We start from the raw sequence: 25,114 nt of genomic DNA, 5'->3' as shown, positions 1-25,114 counted from the left end.
CCGATAACAACAACTCAGGAAGAGTGAATGAATCTCGCCAAAACGGCGATCGAACGCCCCATCTGGGTGGCGGTTTCGGTCGTGCTTATTTTTCTGCTGGGCCTGCTCAGCATTCGGGGACTGCCGATCCAGCTGTTCCCCGACATCGATCGTCCCCACCTCAACATCTCGGTGAGCTGGCGCTCCGCCTCGCCCCAGGAGATGGAGTCTGAGGTCACCGACCCCATCGAGCAGGAGATGCAGGGGGTGCAGGGGCTGAAAAGCATCGGCAGCAACAGCTACCCCGGGTTCACCGAGATCAACCTGGCATTTGCGCTCGGTACCGACATGCAGCGGGCCCAGCTCGATGTGATCTCGCGGCTGAACCGGGTCTCCGGTCTGCCGGACAGGATCGACGGCCCCTACGTCAACAACTACAACAGCAACGATACCCTCACCTTCTTCTTCATCCAGCAGTTGCCCGGCGCCAAGGGGTTGATCGACGATCATCAGACGCTGATCGAGGCGCGGATCAAACCGGAGCTGGAGCGGATCCCCGGAGTGTCCACCGTGGAGGTGGAGGGGATCAACGAGCGCCAGATCCAGGTGCGGTTCGACCCCTATCGAGCCGCGGAGCTCGGGGTGGAGATCCCGGTGCTCGCCAGCCGGGCCAGCACGGATTGGGACGTCTCTGCCGGCACCCTCGATATCGGTCGCTGGGAGTACAAATTGCGCTTCGCCGGTCGCTACGATGTGGAGACCCTGGGGGACAAGGTGGTGGACTGGCGCGATGGCCTGCCCATCTACCTGCGGGACGTGGCCGAGGTACGGCTGGCCCGGGAGGATAACCCGGTGCTGCGCATCCAGAACGGCAACACCGCCATCGCGGCCCAGATCTTCAAGGAGAGCGGGGCCAATGCGCTGGCGGCGCTGGAGGGGATCAAGGCCAAGGTCGGCGAGCTCAACCGGGAGGTGCTGGAGCCGGTCGGGCTGCACATGGAACAGTCGTTTGATGCCTCCTTGTACATCAACCGGGCGGTGGGCATGGTGACCGCCAACCTGGGGCTGGGGGTCCTGCTCTCCTGCGCCATCCTCTGGGTCTTCCTGCGTCAGCTCAAGGCGACCCTGATGATAGCGATCGCCATTCCCATCAGCATCATGCTCACTTTCTGTCTGCTCAAGATCATGGGCAGAACCCTCAACGTCATCTCCCTTGCCGGCATCGCCTTCGCGGTGGGCATGGTGCTGGATGCGGCCATCGTCGTGCTGGAGAGCATCTATCGCCGCACCGAGCGGGGAGATATCAGCAAGGCGGAGGCGGCACTGGACGGAACCAGCCGAGTGTGGACGGCGCTGGTGGCCTCGACCCTCACCACGGTGGCCATCTTCCTGCCGGTGCTGCTGCTCAACGACGTGGAGGGACAGCTGTTTGCGGATCTCGCCCTCACCATCGCCTGCGCCGTCACCGTCTCCATGCTGGTGGCGGTGACCGTTCTGCCTGCGGTGGCGGCGCGCTGGATGGGGCGCGAGCGGCTGATTGACCCTTATGACAGCCTGTGGCAGCGTACCACCCGCCACGTGATCCGCTGGACATCCACCTCCCGCCGGCGCTGGACCATCATCCTCCTGATGATGAGCGGGCCCATGCTGGTGAGCTGGTGGCTGCTGCCCAAGATGAACTACCTGCCGGACGTGAAGCGCGACGCCATCGACGTCTGGATGACCTTCACCCCTGGGGTCAACCCCCAGGCTCAGCGTGAAGAGGTGATCGATACCCTCATTGCCAGGCTGGATCCCTACATGAAGGGGGAGAAGGAGCCGGCCCTCAAGAACTATTACATCTTGCGCTACCCGGGCGGCGCCCAGATCGGGGTGCGTCCCAAGGACGAGGCCCAGATCAAGGTGCTGGAGCGCCTGCTGATGGACAACCTGCTGGCCAACATCCCGGACACCCGGGCCTTCGGCGGCCAGGGCTCCCTGTTTGGCGGCTTTGACAGCGAGAACAGCATCTCGTTGCTTGTCCAGGGCGGCACCTTGCCCGAGCTCTATCGGGCGGCCAGGGAGAGCATGGCCATCGTACAGAAGGACCTGCCGGGGGCTCAGATACGGCCCGATCCCGGTCTCGACTTCACCGCCCCCGAGCTGCTGCTGGTGCCGCAAGACAGGCGGCTGGTGGAAGTGGGCTGGGATCGCACCCCCATGCCTACCATCATCCAGACCTTCGGGGATGGCCTGCGGGTCGGCGAGTATTTCGATGGGGAGGACAGGCTGGACATCCTGCTGATGGGTCAGAGCTCGGCCAATCCGGATGAGCTCAGAGCCGTACCGCTCGCGACCCCCTCCGGGCGCATCGTGCCACTCGGCGAATTGCTGCGGGTGGAGCACAGCCTGGGGCCGGAGAGTATCTTTCGGGCCGACGGGCGGCGCAGCATCCAGCTCTTTATCACCCCGCCGGACGGCATGAGCATGGAACAGGTGCTGGAGACCCTGCAGAGCAAGAGCTTCGCCGCTATCCGGCCAATCCTGCCTGCGGGCGGGGAGCTGCAGGTGGCTGGCAATGCCGACAGCCTGCAACAGGCACTGGACAACCTCGGCAGCATCTTCCTGTTTGCTGTGCTGATCCTGCTCATCCTGCTGTGGGGCGTCTTCGCCTCGTTGAAAGATGCCATCCTGGTGCTGCTGACCCTGCCTCTGGCGGCGGTTGGCGGCGTGCTGGCGCTGCGCCTGAGTGGCTTGCTGGTGCCGCTGCCGATGGATCTCTTGACCATCATCGGCTTCGTCATCCTGCTGGGACTGGTGGTCAACAACGCCATCCTGCTGGTGCACCAGACCCGTACGGCCGAGCGAGAGGGCATGAGTCGGCCCGCGGCGGTGGCCGATGCGCTGCAAAGCCGGATGCGTCCCATCGCCATGACCAGTCTGACCAGCATCTTCGGCATGTTGCCCCTGATGCTGAGCCCGAGCGAGGGCAGCGAGATCTATCGGGGGCTGGCTACCGTCATCGTCGGCGGCATGAGTTGCAGCACCCTGTTTACCCTGATCCTGCTCCCCGCCTTCTTGCGGCTGGGTGAGCGGGTCGACGTGCCGCAGCCCATTCGGCAGCGAGCCTGAGGAAGGAGCCCAAGATGAAACGAATGATGACAAGGATGATGCTGGTCACGGCCCTCGGCCTCGGCCTGCCGGTTCAGGCCAAGATGGTGACCCTGGCCAACGTGACCCAGGGGGAGGCGGGCGCCAGCATCTGGGTCAGCGGCACGGTGGCAAGCCGTCAGCAGGCGGCGCTGAGCGCCGAGGTGAGTGGCCGGGTGGAGTGGATTGCGGAGTTCGGCAGTCGGGTCAAGGCGGGGGACGAGCTGCTGCGCCTCGACGGGGCCGCGCTGCGGCTGTCGCTCGAGCAGTCCCGGGCCGAGCAAGCCAAGGAGCAGAGCAACCTGAACTTCGCCAAGGCGGAGTTCCAGCGCCTCGAGCGGTTGCACCAGCAGAAGAGCGCCTCCCAGAGCCAGTACGACAAGGCGCGCTATGACGTGGAGCAGGCGGCCCTGGCGGAGCGACTGGCGGGGGTACAGGTGCGCCAAATCGAGGAGCAGCTGCGCAGGACCCATATCTTCGCCCCCTTCGACGGGGTGGTGAACGATCACTTCATTCAGCCAGGGGAGCACGTGGACGCGGGGGAGAAGGCGCTGGAGCTGGTCAATCCGGATGTTCCGGACATTCGGTTGCGGGCGCCCATCGTCTGGGCCCAGCAACTGGGAGACGGAGCCAAGTTGCGGATCGAGGGGGAACAGCTCAGCGGTCACGGTGTTTATTACCAGCGGGCTGCGAGCGCGGATCCCAAGTCCCGCCTCATCGAGCTGCGGCTTAAACCCGACGCCGGTCATTTCATCATCGGCTCGCCGGTACGGGTGGCTCTGCCGCTGGGCCAGCAGCAGACCATGCTGCTGCCAAGAGATGCACTGGTGCTTAATACCGAGGGGAGCGTGGTCTATCAGGTCAAACAGACTGGGGATGCACTGACAGTCAGCAGAGTCCCCGTGACCGTATTGTTCGGTGACAGCGATCAGGTGGCGGTGAGCGGGGCCCTCAAGCAGGGAGACCGGGTCGTGGTGCGTGGCGCCGGCAGCCTGCAGGATGGGGACAAGGTGGAGCTGTTTCGTGGCTGAGATGGGCGGTGAGGCATAAAAAAACGGCTCCCGAGGGAGCCGTTTTTACGAGCTGTGATGGGGAATTACTCGACCATCATCACCTTGCAGGTATTGGTACTGCCCACGGTTTCCATCTTGTCGCCATGGGTCAACAGCACCATGTCGCCACTCTGGACCAGGCCCTTTGCCTTGAGTACGTCCAGTGCCTCGCGGCACACCTCGTACACCGGCTTGCTCTCGTCACCGTCGAACAGCACCGGGGTCACGCCGCGGTACAGGTTGGCCCAGGAGAGAGTCTTGTTGTGGGGAGACATGGCGAAGATGGGCAGGCCGGAGCTGATGCGGGACATCAGCAGCGGGGTGGTGCCGGACTCGGTCAGTGCCACGATCGCCTTGACCCCTTCCAGGTGGTTGGCGGCATACATGGTGGACATGGCTACCGCTTCTTCCACCGAGGTGAAGGTGTAGCTCATGCGGTGGTTGGAGACGTTCAGGCTCGGGTGCTTCTCGGCCCCCACGCAGACGCTGGCCATGGAGGTGACGGTCTCGATGGGGAACTGACCGGCGGCGGTCTCGGCGGAGAGCATCACCGCATCGGTACCGTCCAGCACGGCGTTGGCCACGTCCATCACCTCGGCGCGGGTCGGCAGCGGCGCGTTGATCATGGACTCCATCATCTGGGTCGCGGTGATGACCACGCGGTTGAGGCGACGGGAGTGGCGAATGAGCTTCTTCTGCACACCGACCAGCTCGGGATCGCCGATCTCGACGCCCAGATCCCCACGGGCCACCATGACGGCGTCGGAGCCGAGGATGATGTCTTCCATGGCTTCGTCGCTGGCGACGGTTTCGGCGCGCTCGACCTTGGCCACGATCTTGGCATTGGAGCCAGCCTCGCGGGCCAGTTCGCGGGCGTAACGCAGGTCATCCCCGTTGCGGGGGAAGGAGACGGCCAGATAGTCCACGTCCATGCGGGCGGCGGTCTTGATGTCTTCCTTGTCTTTCTCGGTCAGGGCCGGTGCGGAGAGGCCGCCGCCTTTCTTGTTGATGCCCTTGTTGTTGGAGAGGGGGCCCGCCACGGTGACGCTGGTATAGATGCGGGTGCCTTCCACCTGTTCGACTTTGAGCTGCACGCGACCGTCATCCAGCAGCAGGATATCGCCGGGCACCACGTCCCCTGGCAGGCTCTTGTAGTCGATACCGACCTGTTCCTGGCTGCCTTCCCCCTTGCCGAGAGCGGCGTCGAGCACGAACTTGTCACCGATGGCGAGGTAGATCTTGCCATCCTTGAAGGTGGATACGCGGATCTTGGGGCCTTGCAGATCGCCCATGATGGCGACGTGGCGGCCGAGCTTGGCGGCGATTTCACGCACCTGGTTGGCGCGCTGGATATGATCTTCAGGAGTGCCGTGAGAGAAGTTCATCCGCACCATGTCGGCACCGGCGCGGATGATCCCCTCGAGGATGCCGTCGCGGTCGGTAGCCGGACCCAGTGTGGTTACAATCTTGGTACGTCTTGGCATGAAATACTCCAATGTGAAGTTGATATGACTTGAAATACTGCCCCGTCAAGCGAATGGCGTTGGCGCCCGCCTGCAGACCACTCTGAGTGGCCTTATGTTATTAAATTACGATACTACACCAAGCGAGTTGGCATAGACAGCCGGGGGATGGCCCCCCGAGCCTTCAGGAAGTATGGGGGGTATCAAAGCGGGATTCGCGCAAACCTTCTTTGACTTTCTTCAGGTTTTCGCGAAATTTCATGCCACGGCGCAGGGTAAAGCCGGTTGCCAGTACGTCCACCAGTGCCAGCTGGGCAATGCGGGAGGCCATCGGCATGTAGACATCGGTATCTTCCGGCACGTCCATGGAGAGCACCAGGTTGCACTCGCGGGCCAGGGGGGAATCCTTGGCGGTCATGCCGATCACGGTGGCATCGTTTTCACGGGCCAGCGCGGCAATTTCCACCAGCGCCTTGGTGCGGCCGGTGTGGGAAATCAACACCACCACGTCCCCTTCACTGCTGTTGATGCAGCTCATGCGCATCATCACGATGTCGTCGAAACTCACCACCGGAATGTTGAAGCGGAAGAACTTGTTCTGGGCATCGCGGGCCACGGCGGAGGAGGCGCCCAAGCCGAAGAAGCTGATCTTCTTGGACTGGGTAAGGATGTCGACGCAGCGATTGATGGCGGAGATATCCAGGCTGTTCTTGGCCGCATCGAGGCAGGCCATGGTGGACTCGAAGATCTTGGCGGTATAGGTATCGGGGCCGTCTTCTGCTTCCACGTGGCGGTTCACATAGGGAGTGCCGTTGGCCAGGCTCTGGGCCAGGTGCAGCTTGAAGTCCGGGAAGCCCTTGGTATCGAGGCGGCGACAGAAGCGATTGACGGTGGGTTCGCTGACGTCGGCCATTTTGGCGAGGGTGGCAATGCTGGAGTGAATGGCTGTCTGGGGGGACGCCAGGATCACTTCAGCCACCTTACGCTCTGATTTACTGAAACTTTCCAGATTGTTCGTAATTTTATCGAGGGTATTCATCATTACCACCAGGCATTTTTGTAATTTAGCTTCAAGTGTCTTTGCACTAAGTTCACAATTGAGCGTATTTCTAATTGACTCGAGGACTATACAAGACAAGCTCTTATCCAAACTAACCTCGTCCCCGTAAAGTATGACTCATGTCTAATTATTTCGTCATTTAGGTTACAAACTTCCATTTTGGCGGTGAAAACGCTTACAGATGTTGCAAAGCAACAACACTGTGAGCGGGCGCACAGTTGCGTTCAACAAACCCTCTGTCGCGGGGTGCGCTCGGGTAGAATCCTTGCCAAATAATAAGATCGGGACGGTAAGGGCCGCCCCGAGTTGGTAACGAAGGAGTTTGTTATGCAGCATACCCATGCGCTGGTCGGCGACGTCGGCGGCACCAATGCTCGGTTGGCCCTCTGTGAGCTGGCCACCGGCGCGATTTCCAAGGCCAAGACATACTCCGGCCTGGCCCATCCCAGCCTGGAGGCGGTGATCCGCCTCTATCTGGAAGAGCATGAGGTCAGGGTGAGCGAGGCGTGTATCGCCATCGCCTGTCCCATCAACGGCGACTGGGTCGCCATGACCAACCACACCTGGGAATTCTCCATTAGCGAGATGCAGGTCAACCTGGGTCTGGCCGAATTGCAGGTCATCAACGATTTTACCGCCGTCTCCATGGCCGTCCCCGTACTGGGTGAAGGGGACAGGATCCAGCTCGGTGGTGACGCTCCCGTGGCGGGCAAGCCCGTCGCCATTTACGGCGCTGGCACCGGCCTCGGGGTCGCCCACCTGGTGCAGGCTGGCGCGCAGTGGCTCAGCCTGCCGGGAGAGGGCGGTCACGTGGATTTCGCCGCCAACAGCGAAGAAGAGGACGCCGTGCTGCAGGTGATGCGTGCCGAACTCGGCCATGTGTCGGCGGAGCGGCTGCTGTCGGGTCCCGGTCTGGTCAACATCTACCGTGGCCTGGTGAAGTCTGACGGCCGCGAGCCTCAGGCCTTCGCTCCCAAGGACATTACCGAGCGGGCGCTGGCCGGGGATTGCCTCGACTGTCGTCGTACCCTAAGTCTGTTCTGCGTGCTGATGGGGCGCTTTGCCGGCAACCTGGCCCTCAACATGGGCACCTTCGGTGGCGTCTATATCGCGGGTGGCATAGTGCCACGCTTCCAGGAGTTCTTCATCGGCTCGGGTTTTCGGGTGGCGTTCGAAGACAAGGGGCGCTTCAAACCCTATCTCAAGGATATTCCCGTCTTCCTCATCACTCATGAGGGGCCGGGTCTGCTCGGCGCCGGCGCCTATCTGCGCCAGTCTCTCGGGATCCGGCTCTGAGGGGCGAAGGAAACGATTTCATGGCGGTTAAGTCTTGGTTCAGTGACCAGGGCGTAGAGTGATCACACGTACTCAAGAAGACGGGGCTTCATAAGGAATTGAAACCGGTCTTCATCCGCTGGGTGCGTTTGTCACCTGACAAGCCTGAACTGTTTCACCGGCCCTCGCGGCCGGTTTTTTTATGCCCGTTTGCCTGCTAGAAGCCGCTCTCGCGCAGTAACACGGCCAGCAGCTGGGTCAGCCCTTCCCCCAACAGACTGCGTTTCTCCCCCTCCAATACCAGCTTGCCCCGGGTCTCACGCAGATTGGCGGGAGCCTGGTCGAGGCGAACCTGCACCAGGAAAAGCGGGTGTATGGGTTGCAGATCCTCTCCCTGTGCACTGGTGGGGATGGGGCCGCCGAAGCGGGAGCCGAGCATGGGGTGCTTGAGTTTACTCACCCGGGTGGTGCCGAGGCTGATGAGGGTGCCGGTGAGCGGGCTGGCGGTGCCATCAGGGTAGAAACGTACCGGATCCCCCACTCGCAGCCGTCCCATGTCGTCCGCCGCCACATAGGCATCGAGCTGCCACTGGCTCGGGTCTATCAGGATCCCGACCGGATGCTGGCTGTTGAGCCACTGGCCCGGGCGCTGCTCGGGATCCACATCCAGCCAGAGTCCGTCGAAGGGGGCCGCGAGGCGCAGCCTGTCTATCTCGGCCCGGGTGGCGTTGGCCTCCCGGTATTGCACCCGGAGCCGCTCCTGGGTCGCTATCTGCTCGCTCAAACCGAAAGGATCGTCCAGCATGCCCCCAAGGCGGGCGCCATAGGTCTGGATGCTCTGGGTATTGCCCTGCACCTTCCAGTCGAGATCGGGGTCCACCAGTTGCAGCAGGGCATCGCCAACCTTCACCGGCCCTGGGGCGTGCAGGCTCTCCAGGCGGGCAGGGAAGGGGGTAAACACCTGCAGCTGACGCTCGGCCCGGGCAACCCCGACGCCTTTGATCTGGCTGTGCCAGGGTAGGGCCAGCAAGACAAACAGGCTGATGAGGACCAGCCCCAGCCCGAGGCGACGGGGGTGGGTCACGCTAGTGCGAGCCTGCCACCAGTGTCTGAGCTCACGCCAGACTGGCAGCACGATAAACCAGGTGATTTCGACCATGAAGAGGAAGATCCCGAGCAGCTTGAAGAACAGGAAATAGACGGCGATGGCAATGCCGAGGAAGAGCACCAAGCGGTAGCACCAGGTGGCGATGGCAAAGGCGATGAGCGCCCGCCGCTGCCGTGGCGAGAATGGCTCAGGCCAGGGCTCCTGCAGTCCGAGCAGGCGACGGCGCAGTGCCACCCTGGCCAGCGCCGAGGCACGTTCGTGCAGGTTCGGAAAATTGAGCAGATCCGAGAGGATGAAGTAGCCGTCGAAACGCATGAAAGGGCTGGCGTTGAGCGCAAGCGAGAGGATCCAGCTGGTGGTGGCGAGGTAGAGCAAGCCGTTGCGCAAGGGGCCATCATCGCACAGTGCCCAGCCGAGGGTGGCAAGACCTGCGAGGGATAGCTCGGTCAGGATCCCGGCGCTGGCGATGGCGAGCCGCTGTCTGGGGCGGGTCAGCTTCCAGCTCTCGCTGGTATCCGTGTAGAGCATGGGCCAGAGCACCACGAAGGCGATGCCCATGTGGGCCACCCGCACCCCCAGCCGGGTAGCGACCAGCGCATGGCCAAGCTCGTGCAACGTCTTGGCCAGGATCAGGGCGATGGCGAAGCTCAGCAGTCCATCCAGGGAGAAAGATTCCACCAGGGCGTGGGTAAAGGCATCCCATTGCTGCAGTGCCAGCATGACGCCGAGCAGGCTGGCGAGGATGACCAGCCAGGCGGTGATGGGAGAAAACAGCCAGCCAAGGTGTGTGGCCAGGCGCTGTAGCAGGGCCTGGGGACGCAGCAGCGGCATGCGAAAGAAGAGGTAGTGATGCAACCACCAGTTGCCTGTCAGCCATGCCCGGCCTTCACTGCCCTGGCGCAACCGCTCCACGGCCTGGGGGCTTGGGCGCAGCAGCTGATGGCGCTCGAGAAACTGGCAGAGGGCGAGGATCTGCTCGGCTTCCGGGTGCAGGGCAGTCTCGTTTTGCAGCTGCTGTTGCAGGCTGCGGGGCGTTTGTCCGGCCCAGCGAACCAGACACTCGAACTCGAACCAGCCGATGCGATAGAAGCGGTTGATGACGGTATCCTGGATGAGCCAGGCGGGCTCCCCGGTGGCGGTGCTGTCGGCCGGGCAGAGGCGCAGATCGTCGCGCAGACTCGGCAGGGGGAGATCGGCCGGATCCAGCATCAGAGTCCGCTCCAGGCGCGCAGGGCCGCCAGCGGCCGGCGCAGCAGGTAATAGCCGAGCAGGACGCGATCGCCGTACAGCTTGGCGGTACCGTGCAGGCCGAGACGCGCATGGGGCGGGGCGTCCTCGATGCTGGCAAGCAGCCGGTAGGCGATGACCCCTTCGGCCCCGGGTTGGGCCTGATAGCTGGTCTCCAGGATCTTGCCACGCAGGGGTTGCAAGGGATAGGCGCTGAGGAACAGGGTGACCTCGGCGCCGGGTTCGAGGGCGATGGCGTCGGCGACCGGCAACTGGATACGCATGGCGGGACGACCGGGATCCGCCAGTTGCATGATGCGTTCTCCGGTCACCACCGGTTTGCCTATCCAGTCGTTGACGTCGCTGAACACGGCGATGCCATCGCTCGGGGAGGTGACCTCGCTGCGGGATAGCTGCAGCTCGACCCCCGCGAGTTCGGCCCGTTTCTGCTGGGCGCGGCCGGTGAGCAGGGTCAGTTCACGTCGGCTCTGGGGATTGTCGAAGGCCCGCTGGCTGGCGGCGAGCAGTTCGGCATCCGCGACGGCCACCTCCTGTGTCAGTACTTCTGCCCGATTGCGCAAGGTGGTCTCGTCGAGCCGAAACAGTGGATCCCCGGCCTTTACCATCTGGTTGGGGCGCACTGCCAGATGCTGGATGACCCCCGCCAAGGGGCTGCTGATCACCTGATTGGTGCGTGAGACCACTTCTGCCGGCGCCAGGGCACTCTGGCGAATGGGGATGAGCAGCATGATGCCTGCCGCAGCGGCCAGCAGGAGGAGCTGGCGTCGGCTTGGCCGCCAGCTGAATAGCCTGGGTTGATGGGTCAGGCTGTGCCAGCAATAGGCCCAGGTCTGCCAGAGGCCTGGCAGCAGGGGGAGCAGGGGGGCGGGAGGTTCGGCTTCGCGCAGCAGGCAGAACAGACCGAGGCGCTCTCCCTCCTCATGCTGGATGGGAACGCAGAATACCCCCTCCGGCCACCATTCGGCCCAGCCATCGGCCAGGTGATCGGGCAGGGCCAGGGCATCTCGTGCCAGCCAGACGGGCTGGTTGCCGCTGACCTGTGCATCGAGCCAGCGGCTCATGCCGTCGAGCCAGATGAGGTAGGGAGAATCTTCGCTGGGTTTGGCCAGGCCCGAGACACAGAGCAGCTCCTGTGCCTGACCGTGGCTTTTGAACACCAGCGCCTGATGGAATGGCAGCAGCTGATACAGGTCGTTGGCCATGGAGAAGGCGAGGGTGTTGAGACTTCGGGCGGCCATGGCCCGGTCGCGCAGGGCATGGAGTGCAAGCAGTAGCTGAGGCGGAGGGAGGCGTTCAGTCATGGGACTCCATGAGTCGAGCTACGCCACTCATGCCGGCCACCAGCTCGGGGTAGGGGGCATCCAAGCGGGCTTCCAGTTCGACGGTCTGGGCCACGGCATCGACCCTGGCATTGATCTGGCTGATCTTGGCCTGATAGGGCTTGCCGGTTTCGAGCACGTTGATCTCGATGGGTTGCCCCTCCTTGAGCCCGGACAGCAGGCGCGAGGGGACGTTGAGCCGTACCTTGAGGGGACCGTCGCTCACCAGATCGAACAGCGGGGTGCCGGCATTCATGGTCTGGTAGGGTTTGGCCTGCACCTGGGCGATGCGCCCGGCAAAGGGGGCCCTGACATCGCAGTAGCTGCTGCGGGCCCGAGCCAAGGCATCGGCGCCCTCGGCCTTCTGCACTCCGGTGGCGGCGATGGCGACCTCGAGATCCCCCACCGCATCGAGTTTGCGCAAATTACGTTTGGCGGCGAGATCCTGGCGCGCCATCTGCAATTCAGCCCGGGCGACGCTGGCCTGAGCCTCCCCTTCACGGCAATCGAAACGGGCCAGCAGCGTGCCCTTGGGGACTCGCTGGCCCAGACGGGCTTGGAGTTCCCCCAAGGTACCGCTCATCTGGCTGGAGAGGGTGGTCTCCAGATTGGCTGCCAGCAGGATACGGATGGCATTGGGGTCATCCTGCCAGTGCTGCTGATCGCTCTGCGGCGCGGGCGCGGCCTGGAGACTGAGCGGCAACAGCAGCAGGCACGGGAGGCAGAGGTTAGTCGACGAGGGCATAGGGTACCCCGCTATTGGAGGTCAGCAAGGCCTGGTTCTCCTGTTTCTTGATGGTCTGCTCGATGGCGTTGGCCAGGGTGGTGATGTCGTGCTGGGCAATGGCCTCGGGTTGCACGTCCAGGCCGATGGAGTTGTAGAGCCGCCCCCAGGCCGCCTGCGCCTGTGAGTAAGCCGCTTCACGCTGGTAGCGGGAGAGCAGGTAGCGCCCCTCCGAGCGGATCACCTCGAGCTCTGAGCCCTGATCGCTGGTACGAGCCGCCTGGGCGTAGTTCAGCAGACTCTTGTCGACCCGCAGACTCTCGTCGGCGAAGGCGACCTCCTGGGCTGCTAGGTTATAACGCAGCGCCCCGACCCTGACCTGGGTCAGCACCGCCATGGAGAGGGCGACCCGGCGGGCATCGTCGGTGACCTTCTGGGAGACCTCGGTATTCTGGATGGCGGGGATGCGCAAGAACTTGAGCAGGTTGATCGAGACTTGCAGCCCGGTCTCGGACCAGTGGTTGTTGTAGAGATACTGGTTGGAGTCGTAGTTGTAACCCCAGTTCAGGCTGACGTTTGGCCAGAGTTCCGCCTTGGCTATCTTGATGTCCTGCTGGTTGGCACGCTTGCGATACCACTCCTCCATGATCTCGGGGCGATTTTCGAGCGCCATCAACTCCATGTTGTCGATGGTCTGCGCCAGGATGGGCAGCTTGGGCTCGGGGGTATCGGCCAGTTCCATCTTGCTGCCGGAGGGGAGCGACATGAGGGCGGCCAGCTCGGCACGGGCGAACTCGAGATCCTGTCGCCGTTGATTGAGCAGGGAGACAGCGTCTATCAGGGCCCGTTGGTAGGCGAGGGCCTGCTGGCGAGGCATCAGCCCCTGCGTCTCGGCCTGGCGGGCCGAATCCAGGGCCATCTGGGTTCTGGTCATCAGCTTGTTGACCTCTGGCAGCAGCCGCTGCGCCCCCAGGGCGCGCCAGTAGGCGCTGCGCACATCCTGCAGCACGTTCTGGGCAACCTTGCGTCTGCGCTCCTCGGCCATCAGCACCTGGTCGGCTTTTTGCTGATTGCGGTAATAGGCCACCCCGAAGTCCAGCAGACTCCAGCTCAGGCCCAGCCCGCTCAGATCACGATAACGTTCCTGGGACGTTGAGGGGCGCAGGCTCACCTCGCCATCCTCTATCCCGACCGAGGTGCCGCCGGAGTCGTTGCTGCGTCCTGCCAGTCCGGCGGAGGCCACCAGCTGGGGCAGCATTTCGTGGCTCGAGAGATCCCGCAGATCGGCGGCCAGGGCGCTCTCCATCAGCTTCAGGCGATAGTCCAGATTGTACTTGAGGGCGCGGGCCGCAGCCTCGTAGAAGGTGATGGGGTGGTTCACCGGCTCCTGCTGGCCATACATCATCTGGCGATCGAACTGGATCCTGTCGGTCTTGTCCTGCTCGGTATAGGTCTCAGGTGGCAGAGTGCTGCAGGCGCACAGCAGCAGTGGGGTACTGAGGAGCAAGGGTCTGGAAGCGAGTCGTGGCATAGGGTTCGTCCTTGGAATCAAGTGCCTGATCTTGTTGTTGTGACAGCATTGCGTGCGATGGTGCGTCCCGCAGCATCCTGCAACTGCCTGGTAAAACTGCTGGCCTTGCCGGTGCGCCCGTCAGCGAGATGGGGTCTCATCTGCTGGGGAGTCATGGCGAACACGGACTCATCGCTGAGCAGGCCGTCGGCATTGAGATCTATCCGCCCGTGGCGACCGAGGAAGGTCGCCAGATCCAGCTCCTGGGCAAGCCAGCTCTCCTGTACGCTCTGGCTGACGAAGGTGCCGTCGAGCTGACCCAGACCCTGACCGATGCTCTGGCTCTGGATCTCCGGCGCCAGCCCGAAGAACAGCTGGCTGCCATCGGACTGCTCGGCGCTGGCCCCGAGCCGCAGGCTGATGTTCTGTACGACAGGGGTCACGAACACCACGGGGATCGGGTCGGGGTAAGCGTCAACGGTGCTGGTATTTCCGGATGCCCCGTCCTCATGGTGGCCAGCGGGTCCCTCTTCGGGGGGCGGAACATAGGGGGCCGAGATATCCAGGTGGATCACCAGCTGGGCCTGGTCGGTGGCATCGCTGCCATCCCCCAGGGTGTAGGTGAAGACATCCTCCAGTACCTGTCCGAGCCCGGCAGCGGCAAGCACTTCCCGGTTGGTCAGGTCGATGGTGTAGCTGTAGCTGCCGTCGGCATTGAGTGTGAGCCAGCCGTAACGGCCTGCCAGGGGCTGGCCGAGCACGCCCCCGTCGCCGCTGCCATTCTCGGCACCGCTGCGCACGGCCACGACACGCAAGGGATCATTGGCATCCACATCCCCGTCGTTTGGCAGCACCTTGCCCTGGGTATGGGGGGCGGGCTGCTGATCGTTGGCGACCGCACTGTCATCCTGAGCGACCGGGTTGTCGTTGGCCCCTTGAATGAGTACCGTCAGCCGGGCCTGGGACTGAGCCCCGGTGGTGTCACGCATTTGATAGCTGAAGATCTCGGTCAGTGTCTGGCCGGCGGTGCGCAGCGCCTCGACCTCGGGGTTGTCATTGTCCAGCAGATAACGGTAGCTGCCATCGGCATTGAGGATGAGCTGGCCATAGCGTCCCTGCAACCTCTGCCCTGCCGCGACGCTGACTCCCAGGGCATTGCTGACGGTGAGGACGGTACGTGTCTCACCGTTCACCGCGCTGTCTACATCGCTGTCGTTGTCCAGCACATTGCCAGTGGGATCCAGTCCTGCCGTGGTGTTGCGAATGCCGCCAGCCTCGATGGCCGTGGTCTGATCGTCCTGGGCGATGGGGGTGTCGTTGGTTCCCTCAATCAGCACTGTCAATTTTGCTTGGGATTGTGCTCCCAGCGTATCTTGCATCAGATAAATAAATGTGTCGGTCAGTGTCTGACCGGCGGTACGCAGCGCCTCGACCTCAGGGTTGTCATTGTCCAGCAGATAGCGGTAGCTGCCATCGGCATTGAGGATGAGCTGGCCATAGCGGCCCTGCAACGTCTGCCCTGCCGTGGCGCTGACCCCCTGGGCATTGCTGACGGTGAGAACGGTACGGGTTTCACCATTGGCCGCGCTGTCTACATCGTTGTCGTTGTCCAGTACATTGCCAGTGGGATCCCGCCCTGCCGTGGTGTTGTGAATGCCGCCAGCCTCGATGGCCGTGGTCTGATCGTCCTGGGCGATGGGGGTGTCGTTGCTGCCCCTGATGGTCAAGGTCAGGGTGCTGACACTGCCGTCCCCCCAGATATCGACAATCTGATAGCTGAAGACTTCGGTCAGGGTCTGATCCGGCCTGCGCAGGGCTTGCACCTCGGCCAGATTGTTGTCCAGGCTGTAGTGCCAACTGCCATCGCTGTTCATCACCAGATCGCCATAGCGACCGCGCAATATCGTGCCCAGGCTGGCACTCTGACCATCGGCGTTCTGTACCTGCGTCACGGTCAGGGGATCGTTTTCGAGATCCGTGTCGTTACCGAGTACGTTGCCGCTGGGGTCGAGGCCGGGCTGGGCATTGTTCAGCCCACCGGCTTCGATGACCTGCGCCTGGTCCGGGTTGGCGACCGGCGCATCATTGCGCCCGCGAATGATGATGGTGAGTTGAGCCAGATCGGCGGCGCCGGCCAAGTCCTGCGCCCGATAGGTGAAATGGTCATTGAGGGTCTGCAAGGGCCCCAGGCCCAGTACGGCGGCGTTGGTGATGTCCAGCGCGTATTGATAGTCGCCGTTCAGATGCAGGGTCAGGGTGCCATATTGGCCCACCAGCACCAATGGCACTCCCAGACTCACGGGGTCGAGAGTGCCGCCGGAGGCCTCCTCCCCGGTGCGGCCCCCCGTCAGGGTGAGGAGGTCGCCACTGTCGACATCCGTGTCATTGGTCAACAGATTGCCGCTGGGGTTTCTGACGTTGCCTGCGCCATTGTCGGCGGCTGCGAGGCCAGTATTGTTCTGGGCCACGGGTGTGTCGTTGGCTCCTTCGATGCGGATGGTGAGCGTACTCTGGCTGCTGGCATTGTTGGCATCCCGCATGCCGTAATTGAAGGTATCGCTTAGCACATCGCCACTGGTACGCAGGGCCTGCACCGCAGGCAGGCTGTTATCCACCACGTAGGTGTAGCTGCCATCGGCATTGAGGGTGAGCCAGCCGTAGGTCCCCCTCAGTTGCGAGCCCAGGGTACCGGCTGTGCCACCAATTGTACTGACGGCGTTGACGGTCTTGGTTTCATTCAGGTTTGCCGAATCCGGGTCGGTGTCGTTGGCAAGTACGTTGCCGGTGGCGTTGCTGCCCAGGGTGGCGTTGTTGATGCCGCCCGCCTCGATGGCGGTTCCAGTGTCGGCAACGGCGACCGGGGTGTCGTTGCGTCCTTGAATGGTGATGGTCAGGGTAGAGGCACTGAGCAAGCCGCCGAGATCCCGGATCTGGTAGCCAAATTGTTCTGTGAGGGTGTCCCCGGGGAGCAGCCTTTGGACATCGGGACTGGCGTTATCCACCACGTAGGTATAAGTGCCATTGGCGTTGAGGGTGAGCCAGCCGTAGGTGCCTCTCAGCGCGGAGCCCAGGGTTCCGGCGGTACCGCCACTGGTGCTGACGGCGCTGACGGCCTTGGTCTCATTCAGGTTCGCCGAGTCGGGGTCGGTGTCATTGGTGAGTACGTTGCCGCTGGGATTGGTGCCCGCGGTGCCATTGTTGAGGCCTCCGGCCTCGATGGCGGTGGCGATATCGGCGATGGCGATCGGGGTATCGTTGCGCCCCTCAATGGTGATGGTCAGGGTCGAGGCGCTGAGCAAACCGCCGAGATCCCGGATCTGATAGCCAAATTGCTCGGTGAGGGTTCCCCCCGGCAGCAGTGCTTGGACATCGGGATGGGCGTTGTTCACCACATAGCTGTAACTGCCATCGGCATTGAGGGTGAGGGTGCCATAGCGCCCGTTGATGGCGCTGCCGACCGTGCCCGTGGTCGCTTCAAAGTTGACGCTGGAGACGGTGAGCTGCTCGCCGTTGGTATCGGGGTCGGTGTCATTGGCGAGCACATTGCCGGTGGGATTGGTGCCCGCGGTGCCATTGTTGAGGCCACCGGCTTCGATGGCCGTGGCGGTATCGGCGACAGCGGTCGGAGCATCGTTGGCCCCCTGGATGGTGATGCTGATGTTGGCCTGGCTGGTGGCCCCGGCAGCATCGCGCATCGTGTAGCGGAAGCTGTCGGTGAGCGTGTTGCTGGTCAGACGCAGGGCCTGCACCGCTGGCAGGCTGTTATCCACCACATAGGAGTAACTGCCATCGGCATTGAGGGTGAGCCAACCGTAGGTGCCCTTCAGTGCTGAGCCCAGGATCCCGGCGGTGCCACCACCAGTGCTGACGGCACTGACGGTCTTGGTCTCATTCAGGTTCGCCGAGTCGGGGTCGGTGTCATTGGTGAGCACGTTGCCGGTGGCGTTGCTGCCCTGGGTGGCGTTGTTGATGCCGCCCGCCTCGATGGCGGTGCCGGTGTCGGCAACGGCGATGGGGGCATCATTGCTACCGTTGATGGTGATGAGCAGGGTAGTGATGTCGTTGAGGTTGCCAAGATCCATGACCCGGTAACTGAAGGTCTCGGTGAGGCTCTCCCCCGTGAGCAGGGCCTGGACGGTGGCGTTGGTGTTGTCGACGACATAGCGATAGCTGCCATCGGCCCCGAGGATCAGGGTGCCGTACAGACCGGGCACCTGGCCGCCGTTGGCGCTGGTGCTGCCCGCCGGCACATCGATGATCTGCCCAAGATCGGTGACGGGGCCCAGTGCGACCTTGTCGACGCGCTTGCTGTCGGCGTTGTCGATGTCCGTATCGTTGCCGAGCACATTGCCGGTTGCATCCGTGCCGGGCTGGCCGACCCCCTGCTCGGTGGCGCTGCCCGTATCCGGAGTTGCCACAGGAGCATCGTTGGCTCCCTGGATGGTGACGTCGAGGTAAGCCAGACTGCTGGCACCCAGGCTGTCTATCAGCGTGTAACTGAACCGTTCGGTCAGGGTGTCGCTGTCAAGACGCAGGGCTTCGACGTCCGGATGGCTGTTGTTGACCTCGTAGCGATATCCCCCGCCGGACAGCAGATAGAGAGTGCCATATTTGCCATTCAGGGTGGCGGGGATATCGGCCGAGTTCGGGGTGACGGTGTTGTTGGGGGCCGTGTCCAAACTGGTGACCAGCCCCAGATGCAGACGATCGCCATTGGTGGCAATGTCGACATCCAGGTCATTGGTCAGCAGATTGCCCTGTGGATTGTTTCCTGGCTGGTTGTTTCTCGTGCCACCGGCCTCGGTGGCAGTGACATTATCGTCTTGGCCGATGGGGGCGTCATTGATTGGCCGTATGGTAATCGCGATGCTGGTCGTGTCGGTCAGGGCATCTTCGGCATTGCCGGGGATGCCATCCCCATTCAGCTTGTCACCGAACTGGCCATTGTCATTGACCAGCACGGACAAGACGTCGCTGCCGTTGAAATCCTGATTGCCGCGATAGTTCAGGGTCAGCAGGGCCGCGTTGAGGGCACTCAGGTTGCCGGTCAATATCAGCTGGGCACCACTGTTGTTGGTTACAACGGTCAGGCCCGCGGCGCTGCCAAGAGACAAGACGCCATGACTGACGGTGAGGGTCAGGGTCAGGGCGCCGGTGCCCGCGTCGATATCGGCCACCGACAGCCCTGTGATGGTGAGGTCGGTGTCCTCATCCACGCTCTGGGCCGGTGTGGTATTGCCGAGTTCGGGGGCGTCGTTGAGCTCCACATAGCCAATGTTGGCACCATCGACATATTGACTGCCGTCGATACCGCTTTCGGTGAGGGTGACGCTGACCTGGCCAAGGGTGTTGCCATCGCTGTCGATGCGCACCTGCAGGGTGCCTGCGCTGGCATCCGTGATGGTGGCGCCGGCGGGCCCGTCGAGACGATAGACACCGGCGGGAAGGATACCAAAGGAGAAGTGGCCGCTGCTGTCTGTTGTGGCGGTAAAACTCCGGTTATCCCCGGTGGTGGCCAGATCTCCATCGGCACCGCCCCAGACCAGGGTGACGGTTTTCCCTGTCAGGCCCGGGCCATCCGGAGTGGTACTGGTGTTGGCGCTGGCGGTGTCGTTCCACAGGGTACCGCTGATGATGCCAAGACCGGCCCGGCTGGTGAGCACATAGTTGTTGAGCGTGTTGCCCGGCCCGTCCTGACCGGTACGCTCGCCACTGTCGCTGCCATCTGCGCCGACACTGGAGCCGCCCCAGCCGGTGAAGCTTTCCGGCAGGCTGGACCAGGTGAGGGTCGCATCCGTACCGGTGATGTTGGCGCCATTGGGCAGGTCCACGCTGTAGACAAGGCTCACTTTGGCGCCCACATCCAGCTGGGAGAAGTTGACCGCGAAGCTGTTGCCCTCGGTCAGGGTCACTGTCGTGCCGGGAGGCAGGCCGAAGTTGTTGCCGCTGGCGCTACGGTCATAGATGTAGGTAGTACCGTTCAGGGTGATGGTCAGGCTGGTCAGGGCGTAGTTGCTGCCACCCGGGAAGCCATCGGTCAGGCGGGGTTCGAAGGCGATGATGCCCCCGGTCTGCTGGAAGTCTATCTGGACGTTGGCACTACCGGCTGTACCATTGATGCTGGGAGTGAAGCCCGTGATGGTCTTGTCAAGGCCCCCCATGCCGGGTTCGATGACGCTCTGAATGACGGTGGCGCTGGTGCCACGCTGGACCAGATTGGCGGGATCCGTCCCGACATAATCCTTGGCGATGACCCCTAGTTGGGTACCCGCCTGGTTGCTCTGGACGTTGTCGACCCGGACGTTGAACTCGATGGCGATGCCTTCAAGGTTGCTATCGCCATCGAAGTTATCAATGTTGCCCAAGCGGAAAATGATGGTCTGGTTACCATCGGCGTCGGTGACAACTTGGATCTGGCTGTTGGCAAGCAGGCCTTGCAGGCCGTTGGCCAGGGTCGGGGAGATGGACTGCGCGGCTATACTGGTCTGATCGCCAAGGACGTCAGCCCCGGTGATGAGCGACCCACCCAGGCTGCTGGTGAGGGCGCCATTGGAGATCAAGGCTAGCCGGACCTGTTCCGGATCGATAAAACTGAGCCCCTTCGGCAGGCTCACCCTGAGCTCATAGTTGTCATTCTCCCCTTCGGGGATCAGGGCGACCACCTTGTAGCGCACTATCTCGCCCACCGTGACCTGCTCGATGCTGGCATCGGTGGCCCCCCCACCGGTTTCTGCCACACCGCCGACCCGGGAGATCAGAATGCCGCTGGCGATAGGGATGACCCCCTTGCTGATGACCTGGAAGTCGTTGAGCACGTTGTCGATGAGCTGGCCATCGACACCGGTACGCTCGCCAGCGGGGTCGGCACTGGTACCCTGAGTGCCGTTCAGGCTGGTCCACTGCACCTCGGCCTGGTTGGTCAGCTGGGCAAAACTGGTGGCGCTGGCATTGACGGTAGCGGAGACAGTGATGATGAGCTGCTTGCCCACCGCCATGTCGATATTGGCATCGGCCTTGGTCTGCAAGTGGTAGCCGGCCTGTGGGTCGCCCACCAGTTCGAACTGACTGCTGACGTCGACACCATCATAGATGACCGACCCCAGACTGTAGTTGCCCAGTTGGGTGGGCAGGGCATTGCTCAGACGGATGTCGAAGGCGTCCAGGGCGCCGGTGTTGCTGACGACGATGTTGAAGCTGAGGTTGTCTCCCTCCTCGAAGCCATAGGGTGGGGGCGTGGTCTGCAAGCTCTGGATAACAGTGAGTCTGGGCTCCTGAATGATGACATCGGAGGCCGGTGCCGTCGTGACTTCTCGCACGATGGGGGCGCCCGCCGCGACATCCCCATCGGGGTCCTGGTAGTGCAAGCTGGCGCCGTTGCTGAGATGGGTACCTGGCTGATTGCTCATGACGTTGTCGGCAACCAGACGCAATCTGATGGTGAAGCTGTTGTTGCCCTGGTTGTTGTCCGCGGTGGCACTACTCACGTTGAAGCTGAAGAGGGCGTCGGCATCATTCGTTCCCAGCCCGCTACCGCTCAGGGTTGGATCGCTGATGGTGCCACCAAAGCCGGTGGTGATGAGCTCATAGCCCTTGCCGCCGTTGTAGCTGGTGTCGAGCCTGAACCCTGGCGGGATAAGGTCGGTGATCTGCAACTGCTGGGTGCTCCCCTCCGGCAGGGTGACCCGGATGTCGTAACCCATGCTCTCACCGATCACCAACACATTGCCGGAGGTATGGCCGGCGCTGGACGAGGCATCCGCATCCCCGTTGATGAAGTCGATGACGAGACTGGGGGCGGCAACCTGCTCGCTTGCCGTGTCGGTCAAATCCACCGGGGTGAAGTCCAGCCCGTTGTTGACGCTGGCATAGTTGCTCAGCACGGCGCTGGTCTCCAGGGTGCTGCTGGCCCGAATATCTGTCGCTACATCCACGTCATAGGTGATGACTATCAGATTGCTACCGTTTGTGTCGGCTGTCGTGCCGCTCCGTCCGGGCAGCAGGCTGGCGACATTGCCCGCGTCCAGGAAGCTGATGGTGTTGCCGTTGACCTGATAGTCGACCCCCAGGGTCAGCTGGGTGCCATCGCCGCGATAGACCTGCAGATTGGCTAAAGCCAGGGATCCGTTGCTGAAGGTGAGACCGGCGGGAAGGTTGATGCTGGTGACGACGTCATAAGCGCCGCCGCCCCCCCGGTTCTCGATGGCCGTGGCCAGACGGAGTTTATCTGCACCGTCTATATCGACGACATCGCCATTCACCGCATTGATATCGGTGATGGGGGCGGTGAAGGGACGACCGCCGCTGCCTGGCGCGGTCCAACTGCCTGTGGTGCCGCTGACGGTACCATTGCTGGACGAGACCACGCCGTGGTTGATGGCGAGATCCGGCTCGGCGATGGAGGTGATGATGGTGACATCCGAGCTGCTGAGCTGGGTCTTGTTCAGGGTGGTGACCTGGCTGGATTGTGCCAGCACATCCAGGGTGCGTTGATCAGCGAAGGGTTGATCGCCGACTCTGAGGGTGAACTCCACCTCGATGCGGCTGCCCCCCAGCGCGCTGGTGGCATAGCTGCCGAAGTCGAAAATGAGGGCGTTGCCGGGCCCCACGGTGACGCTGACGATGTTGCCGAGGTTGGTGTCGCCGGTACCGAAGTGCCACATGCCGACCCCGGTGCCCTCGGTCCAGTTGATGGTGCTGATATCAAACAGGGGGAGGGGCAGATAGGCGGTCAGCTTGAACTGTTCATAGTCCCCGGTCACCAGGTCGTAACTGAGCCGGAAGGTGACCTCATCCCCGGGTCTGAGCTCGACGGGGCCGCCCGGGCTGTTGCTGCCATTGACGGTGGCCAGCTGGATATCGACCTGGCTGGTGGGGATGCGGGTAGTGGTCTGGGAGCTGTCGGACTCCGTGCCGCCAGTCAGGTTGGTGCTGTTCTCAAGGATGCTGGCCGTGACGGTGGCGCTGTTGCCTATGCTGTCCCCTTCATTGATCTCGCTCTGGGGGTTGCCGGCGGGCGGGGTATAACTCTGGCTGATGAGGGCGCTGTAACTCAGCAGGGCGAGGGTGGCGCCTTGCTGATTGTCATCGAAAGCCAGATCGCCGCCGAGCCAGCTCAGCAGCGGGAAGGCATTTTGCAGGGACTGGCCGATATCGAAAGTGATGGTGGTGGTGCCATCGGCATTTTGTGTCGCGGTGTAAACCAGGGCGATGGTCTCACTGGTGCCGTTGCGCATCAGGGTCAGGGTCGGAGTGCCGGTGAAGGTCTGGCCGTCGCTCAGCGTGTCAGTGACCACGAACTGCCCTTCCCCCAGGATGTTTTTGCCAAAGGCAAAGTAGTCTGACAGTGCCATCTTGACGGTGTAAGCCAGGGTATCTCCCGGGCTGAGACCCGTCTTGCCACTGTCGACGCTGAGGACGACCTCTTTTTGCAGCGAAATGGAGCGAGCCGTGAAGGCAATGGTGTCACCTTGGCCGCTGAAGTCGATGGTCGTGTCCGGTGGCGTCACATCCCGGCTGTCGATGGGGGTCCACTCACCGGTGGCCGTGGGGGCGGCGATGGTGATCTGGACGGCATCGCCGCTGTTGGGGTCAATCACCTGCTGGCCGTTGGCATCGGCGTCGGGCACGTAAAACCTGACGAGGGTGTCGGTGGCGGCGCTCAGGGTACTGTATTGCACCGTGAAGGCACTGATGAAGATGAGATCGCTGTTGATGGCATTGGCCATCAGGGTCGGATTGGTGATGACCCGGCCATCGGAAAGGGTGATGGAGGTCAGGGTACCGTTGGTCCCCGGCGTGATGGCGGTGACCTGCATATTGGCCGGCAGAGCCTGGCTGATGACGACGTTGCTGAGTGTCTGGCCTGCGGCCGGGGTGGCGGTCAGAGTCAGGGTATGGTTGAAGTTGGGGCCCGTGGTGGTCTCCCCTTCCTTCATGTCGAGACTCTGTTCGAACTCGATGATGGTGGGCCTGACCACAAAGCTGTGCAGACTGCTCTCGGTCAGGGTGGGATCATCTAGCGGGTTGTTCAGGGCGTCGTTGCCATACTGGAAGCCGCTGCGCACTCCTATGGTGAGCTGTGGCGTGGCCGAGGAGTAGCTGGTATCCGCCAGCTCGCTCAACCTGGCGCTGATCTGTATGGGAATGTCCGGCTGCCCCTGGGTCACACTGGCAAAGGGCACCACCACCACCACCAGGGTATCCCCGGCGCGCAGTCCCACATCGGCCGCCCGGATGATGAGAGGATTGCCGTTGCTGTCGACGGCGAGGGGGTGGGTCGCATTGCCGGAGGCGTCGAAGACGACGGTATGGGTCTGGAGGACCTGGCCCAGATAGCTTGCCTGGGTAAAGGTGATCCCATCGTTCCCGTCCTTGCCTGTACTGGGCAGATAGATATCCAGATAGGGAGCATAACCGCTCTGGCTGGCGGCATTGCGAACGTTGACGGTGAACTGGACCTCGTCACCGAGCAGCACATCGGCACTGCTTTGAGGCAGGCTGCTGCTGGGCTCGGCGTTGGCCAGCAGGCTATCGTAGCTGTGCAGCGCTGCAGCACCCAGGGCGAGTGGCTGATCGATGAGTCCCTTGCTCACCTCCAGTTGCCAGTCTCCCCCTTTGCTGATGGCGCCGGTGTCATCGCTGGATGCCCCGACATCGGCCCCAGTCCATTGTGCCAGGGCATTGACCAGCGCCTGTCCGGACTCCCCGGCACCGACTCGGCAACCGTAGAGTTGAATGTCGGCATTCTGGCTCAGATGGGATTGCCAGCCCTGCAATTGCGCACTGACGCTTGCCAGATTGTCGGCGGTGAGGGTGCGATTGCCCAGGGTGAATTGACCCGCGGAGCCGTGGGAGAGGATCTGGATGCTGTCGACCTGGCCGAGCTGCGCCAGTTTCTGCCCAATGGCGGCCAGGGCATCGGTTTGCTTGTCAATCAGCAGCAGGCTGGTGTTGCCGTCCAGGTGTTCGGTCAGTTGCTGCGCTTGCTCGATCCGGGTATCGATGACCAGCAGGTGGCGGGGTTGGGCTGTTTGTGAAGGTTCACCGTGAGCGGGGGCATCGCTTGGGTTGTCCTGGTGCTCCTGACTCTGATGCTCGGCTGCCACGGCCGCGGCACCGTCAAACAGTATGCGCGGCTCCAATGCCAACATCTGGTGTTGGGGCCGGAGAATGGATCTAGGGTTCGAAGTAGCCATAGCAACGCATCCATGCAGTCGTATTTGGCTTTAGTTTATCTCATAGCCGGCA

At 62.7% G+C, this 25,114-nt stretch carries 10 protein-coding genes; 3 read left to right on the top strand and 7 right to left on the bottom strand.

Translation table 11 applies throughout. From position 1 onward, the window contains the following. Nucleotides 1–27: 27 nt before the first annotated feature. Both ACW5W7_RS00525 and ACW5W7_RS00520 read left to right on the top strand, forming a co-directional pair. Nucleotides 28–3,090, top strand: a complete 3,063-nt coding sequence (locus ACW5W7_RS00525; RefSeq protein ID WP_456500400.1) for an efflux RND transporter permease subunit — start codon at nucleotides 28–30, stop codon at nucleotides 3,088–3,090. 14 nt (nucleotides 3,091–3,104) lie between these two features. Beyond that, nucleotides 3,105–4,139, top strand: a complete 1,035-nt coding sequence (locus ACW5W7_RS00520; protein WP_456500399.1) for an efflux RND transporter periplasmic adaptor subunit — start codon at nucleotides 3,105–3,107, stop codon at nucleotides 4,137–4,139. Between the two features lie 65 nt (nucleotides 4,140–4,204). Here the strand turns inward: ACW5W7_RS00520 and pyk are convergent, their stop codons facing one another. Both pyk and ACW5W7_RS00510 read right to left on the bottom strand, forming a co-directional pair. Next, the gene (pyk, locus tag ACW5W7_RS00515; RefSeq protein ID WP_456500398.1) at nucleotides 4,205–5,644 is read right to left on the bottom strand and encodes a pyruvate kinase; all 1,440 of its coding nucleotides are present in this window, start codon (nucleotides 5,642–5,644) and stop codon (nucleotides 4,205–4,207) included. Nucleotides 5,645–5,807: 163 nt separating this feature from the next. Next, nucleotides 5,808–6,662, bottom strand: a complete 855-nt coding sequence (locus ACW5W7_RS00510; protein ID WP_349918565.1) for a MurR/RpiR family transcriptional regulator — start codon at nucleotides 6,660–6,662, stop codon at nucleotides 5,808–5,810. Nucleotides 6,663–7,010: 348 nt separating this feature from the next. Here ACW5W7_RS00510 and glk point away from each other — a divergent pair, with 348 nt between their 5' ends. Beyond that, nucleotides 7,011–7,979 carry a glucokinase gene (gene glk / locus ACW5W7_RS00505; RefSeq protein WP_456500397.1) on the top strand — a complete coding sequence of 323 codons (969 nt, stop codon included), beginning with the start codon at nucleotides 7,011–7,013 and terminating at the stop codon, nucleotides 7,977–7,979. Between the two features lie 196 nt (nucleotides 7,980–8,175). Here the strand turns inward: glk and ACW5W7_RS00500 are convergent, their stop codons facing one another. The 5 genes from ACW5W7_RS00500 to ACW5W7_RS00480 are packed head-to-tail and all read right to left on the bottom strand — an operon-like array spanning nucleotide 8,176 to nucleotide 25,017. Next, complete coding sequence (locus tag ACW5W7_RS00500; RefSeq protein WP_456500396.1) at nucleotides 8,176–10,275, bottom strand: HlyD family efflux transporter periplasmic adaptor subunit; 2,100 nt, start codon at nucleotides 10,273–10,275, stop codon at nucleotides 8,176–8,178. Then, entirely contained in the window at nucleotides 10,275–11,615 is a 1,341-nt protein-coding gene (locus ACW5W7_RS00495) for an efflux RND transporter periplasmic adaptor subunit (RefSeq protein WP_456500395.1), read from the bottom strand. Before ACW5W7_RS00495 ends, ACW5W7_RS00500 begins: the two co-directional genes overlap by 1 nt. Continuing rightward, nucleotides 11,608–12,378 (bottom strand): efflux RND transporter periplasmic adaptor subunit, encoded by a 771-nt coding sequence (locus tag ACW5W7_RS00490; RefSeq protein ID WP_456500394.1) that lies wholly within the window; start codon nucleotides 12,376–12,378, stop codon nucleotides 11,608–11,610. Before ACW5W7_RS00490 ends, ACW5W7_RS00495 begins: the two co-directional genes overlap by 8 nt. After that, nucleotides 12,362–13,888, bottom strand: a complete 1,527-nt coding sequence (locus ACW5W7_RS00485; RefSeq protein ID WP_456500393.1) for a TolC family protein — start codon at nucleotides 13,886–13,888, stop codon at nucleotides 12,362–12,364. Before ACW5W7_RS00485 ends, ACW5W7_RS00490 begins: the two co-directional genes overlap by 17 nt. 17 nt (nucleotides 13,889–13,905) lie before the next feature. Then, the gene (locus tag ACW5W7_RS00480) at nucleotides 13,906–25,017 is read right to left on the bottom strand and encodes a VCBS domain-containing protein (protein ID WP_456500392.1); all 11,112 of its coding nucleotides are present in this window, start codon (nucleotides 25,015–25,017) and stop codon (nucleotides 13,906–13,908) included. Between the last annotated feature and the right edge of the window lie 97 nt (nucleotides 25,018–25,114).

The organism is Aeromonas intestinalis, from assembly GCF_054052485.1.
This window is presented reverse-complemented; position numbering and strand designations above follow the sequence as displayed.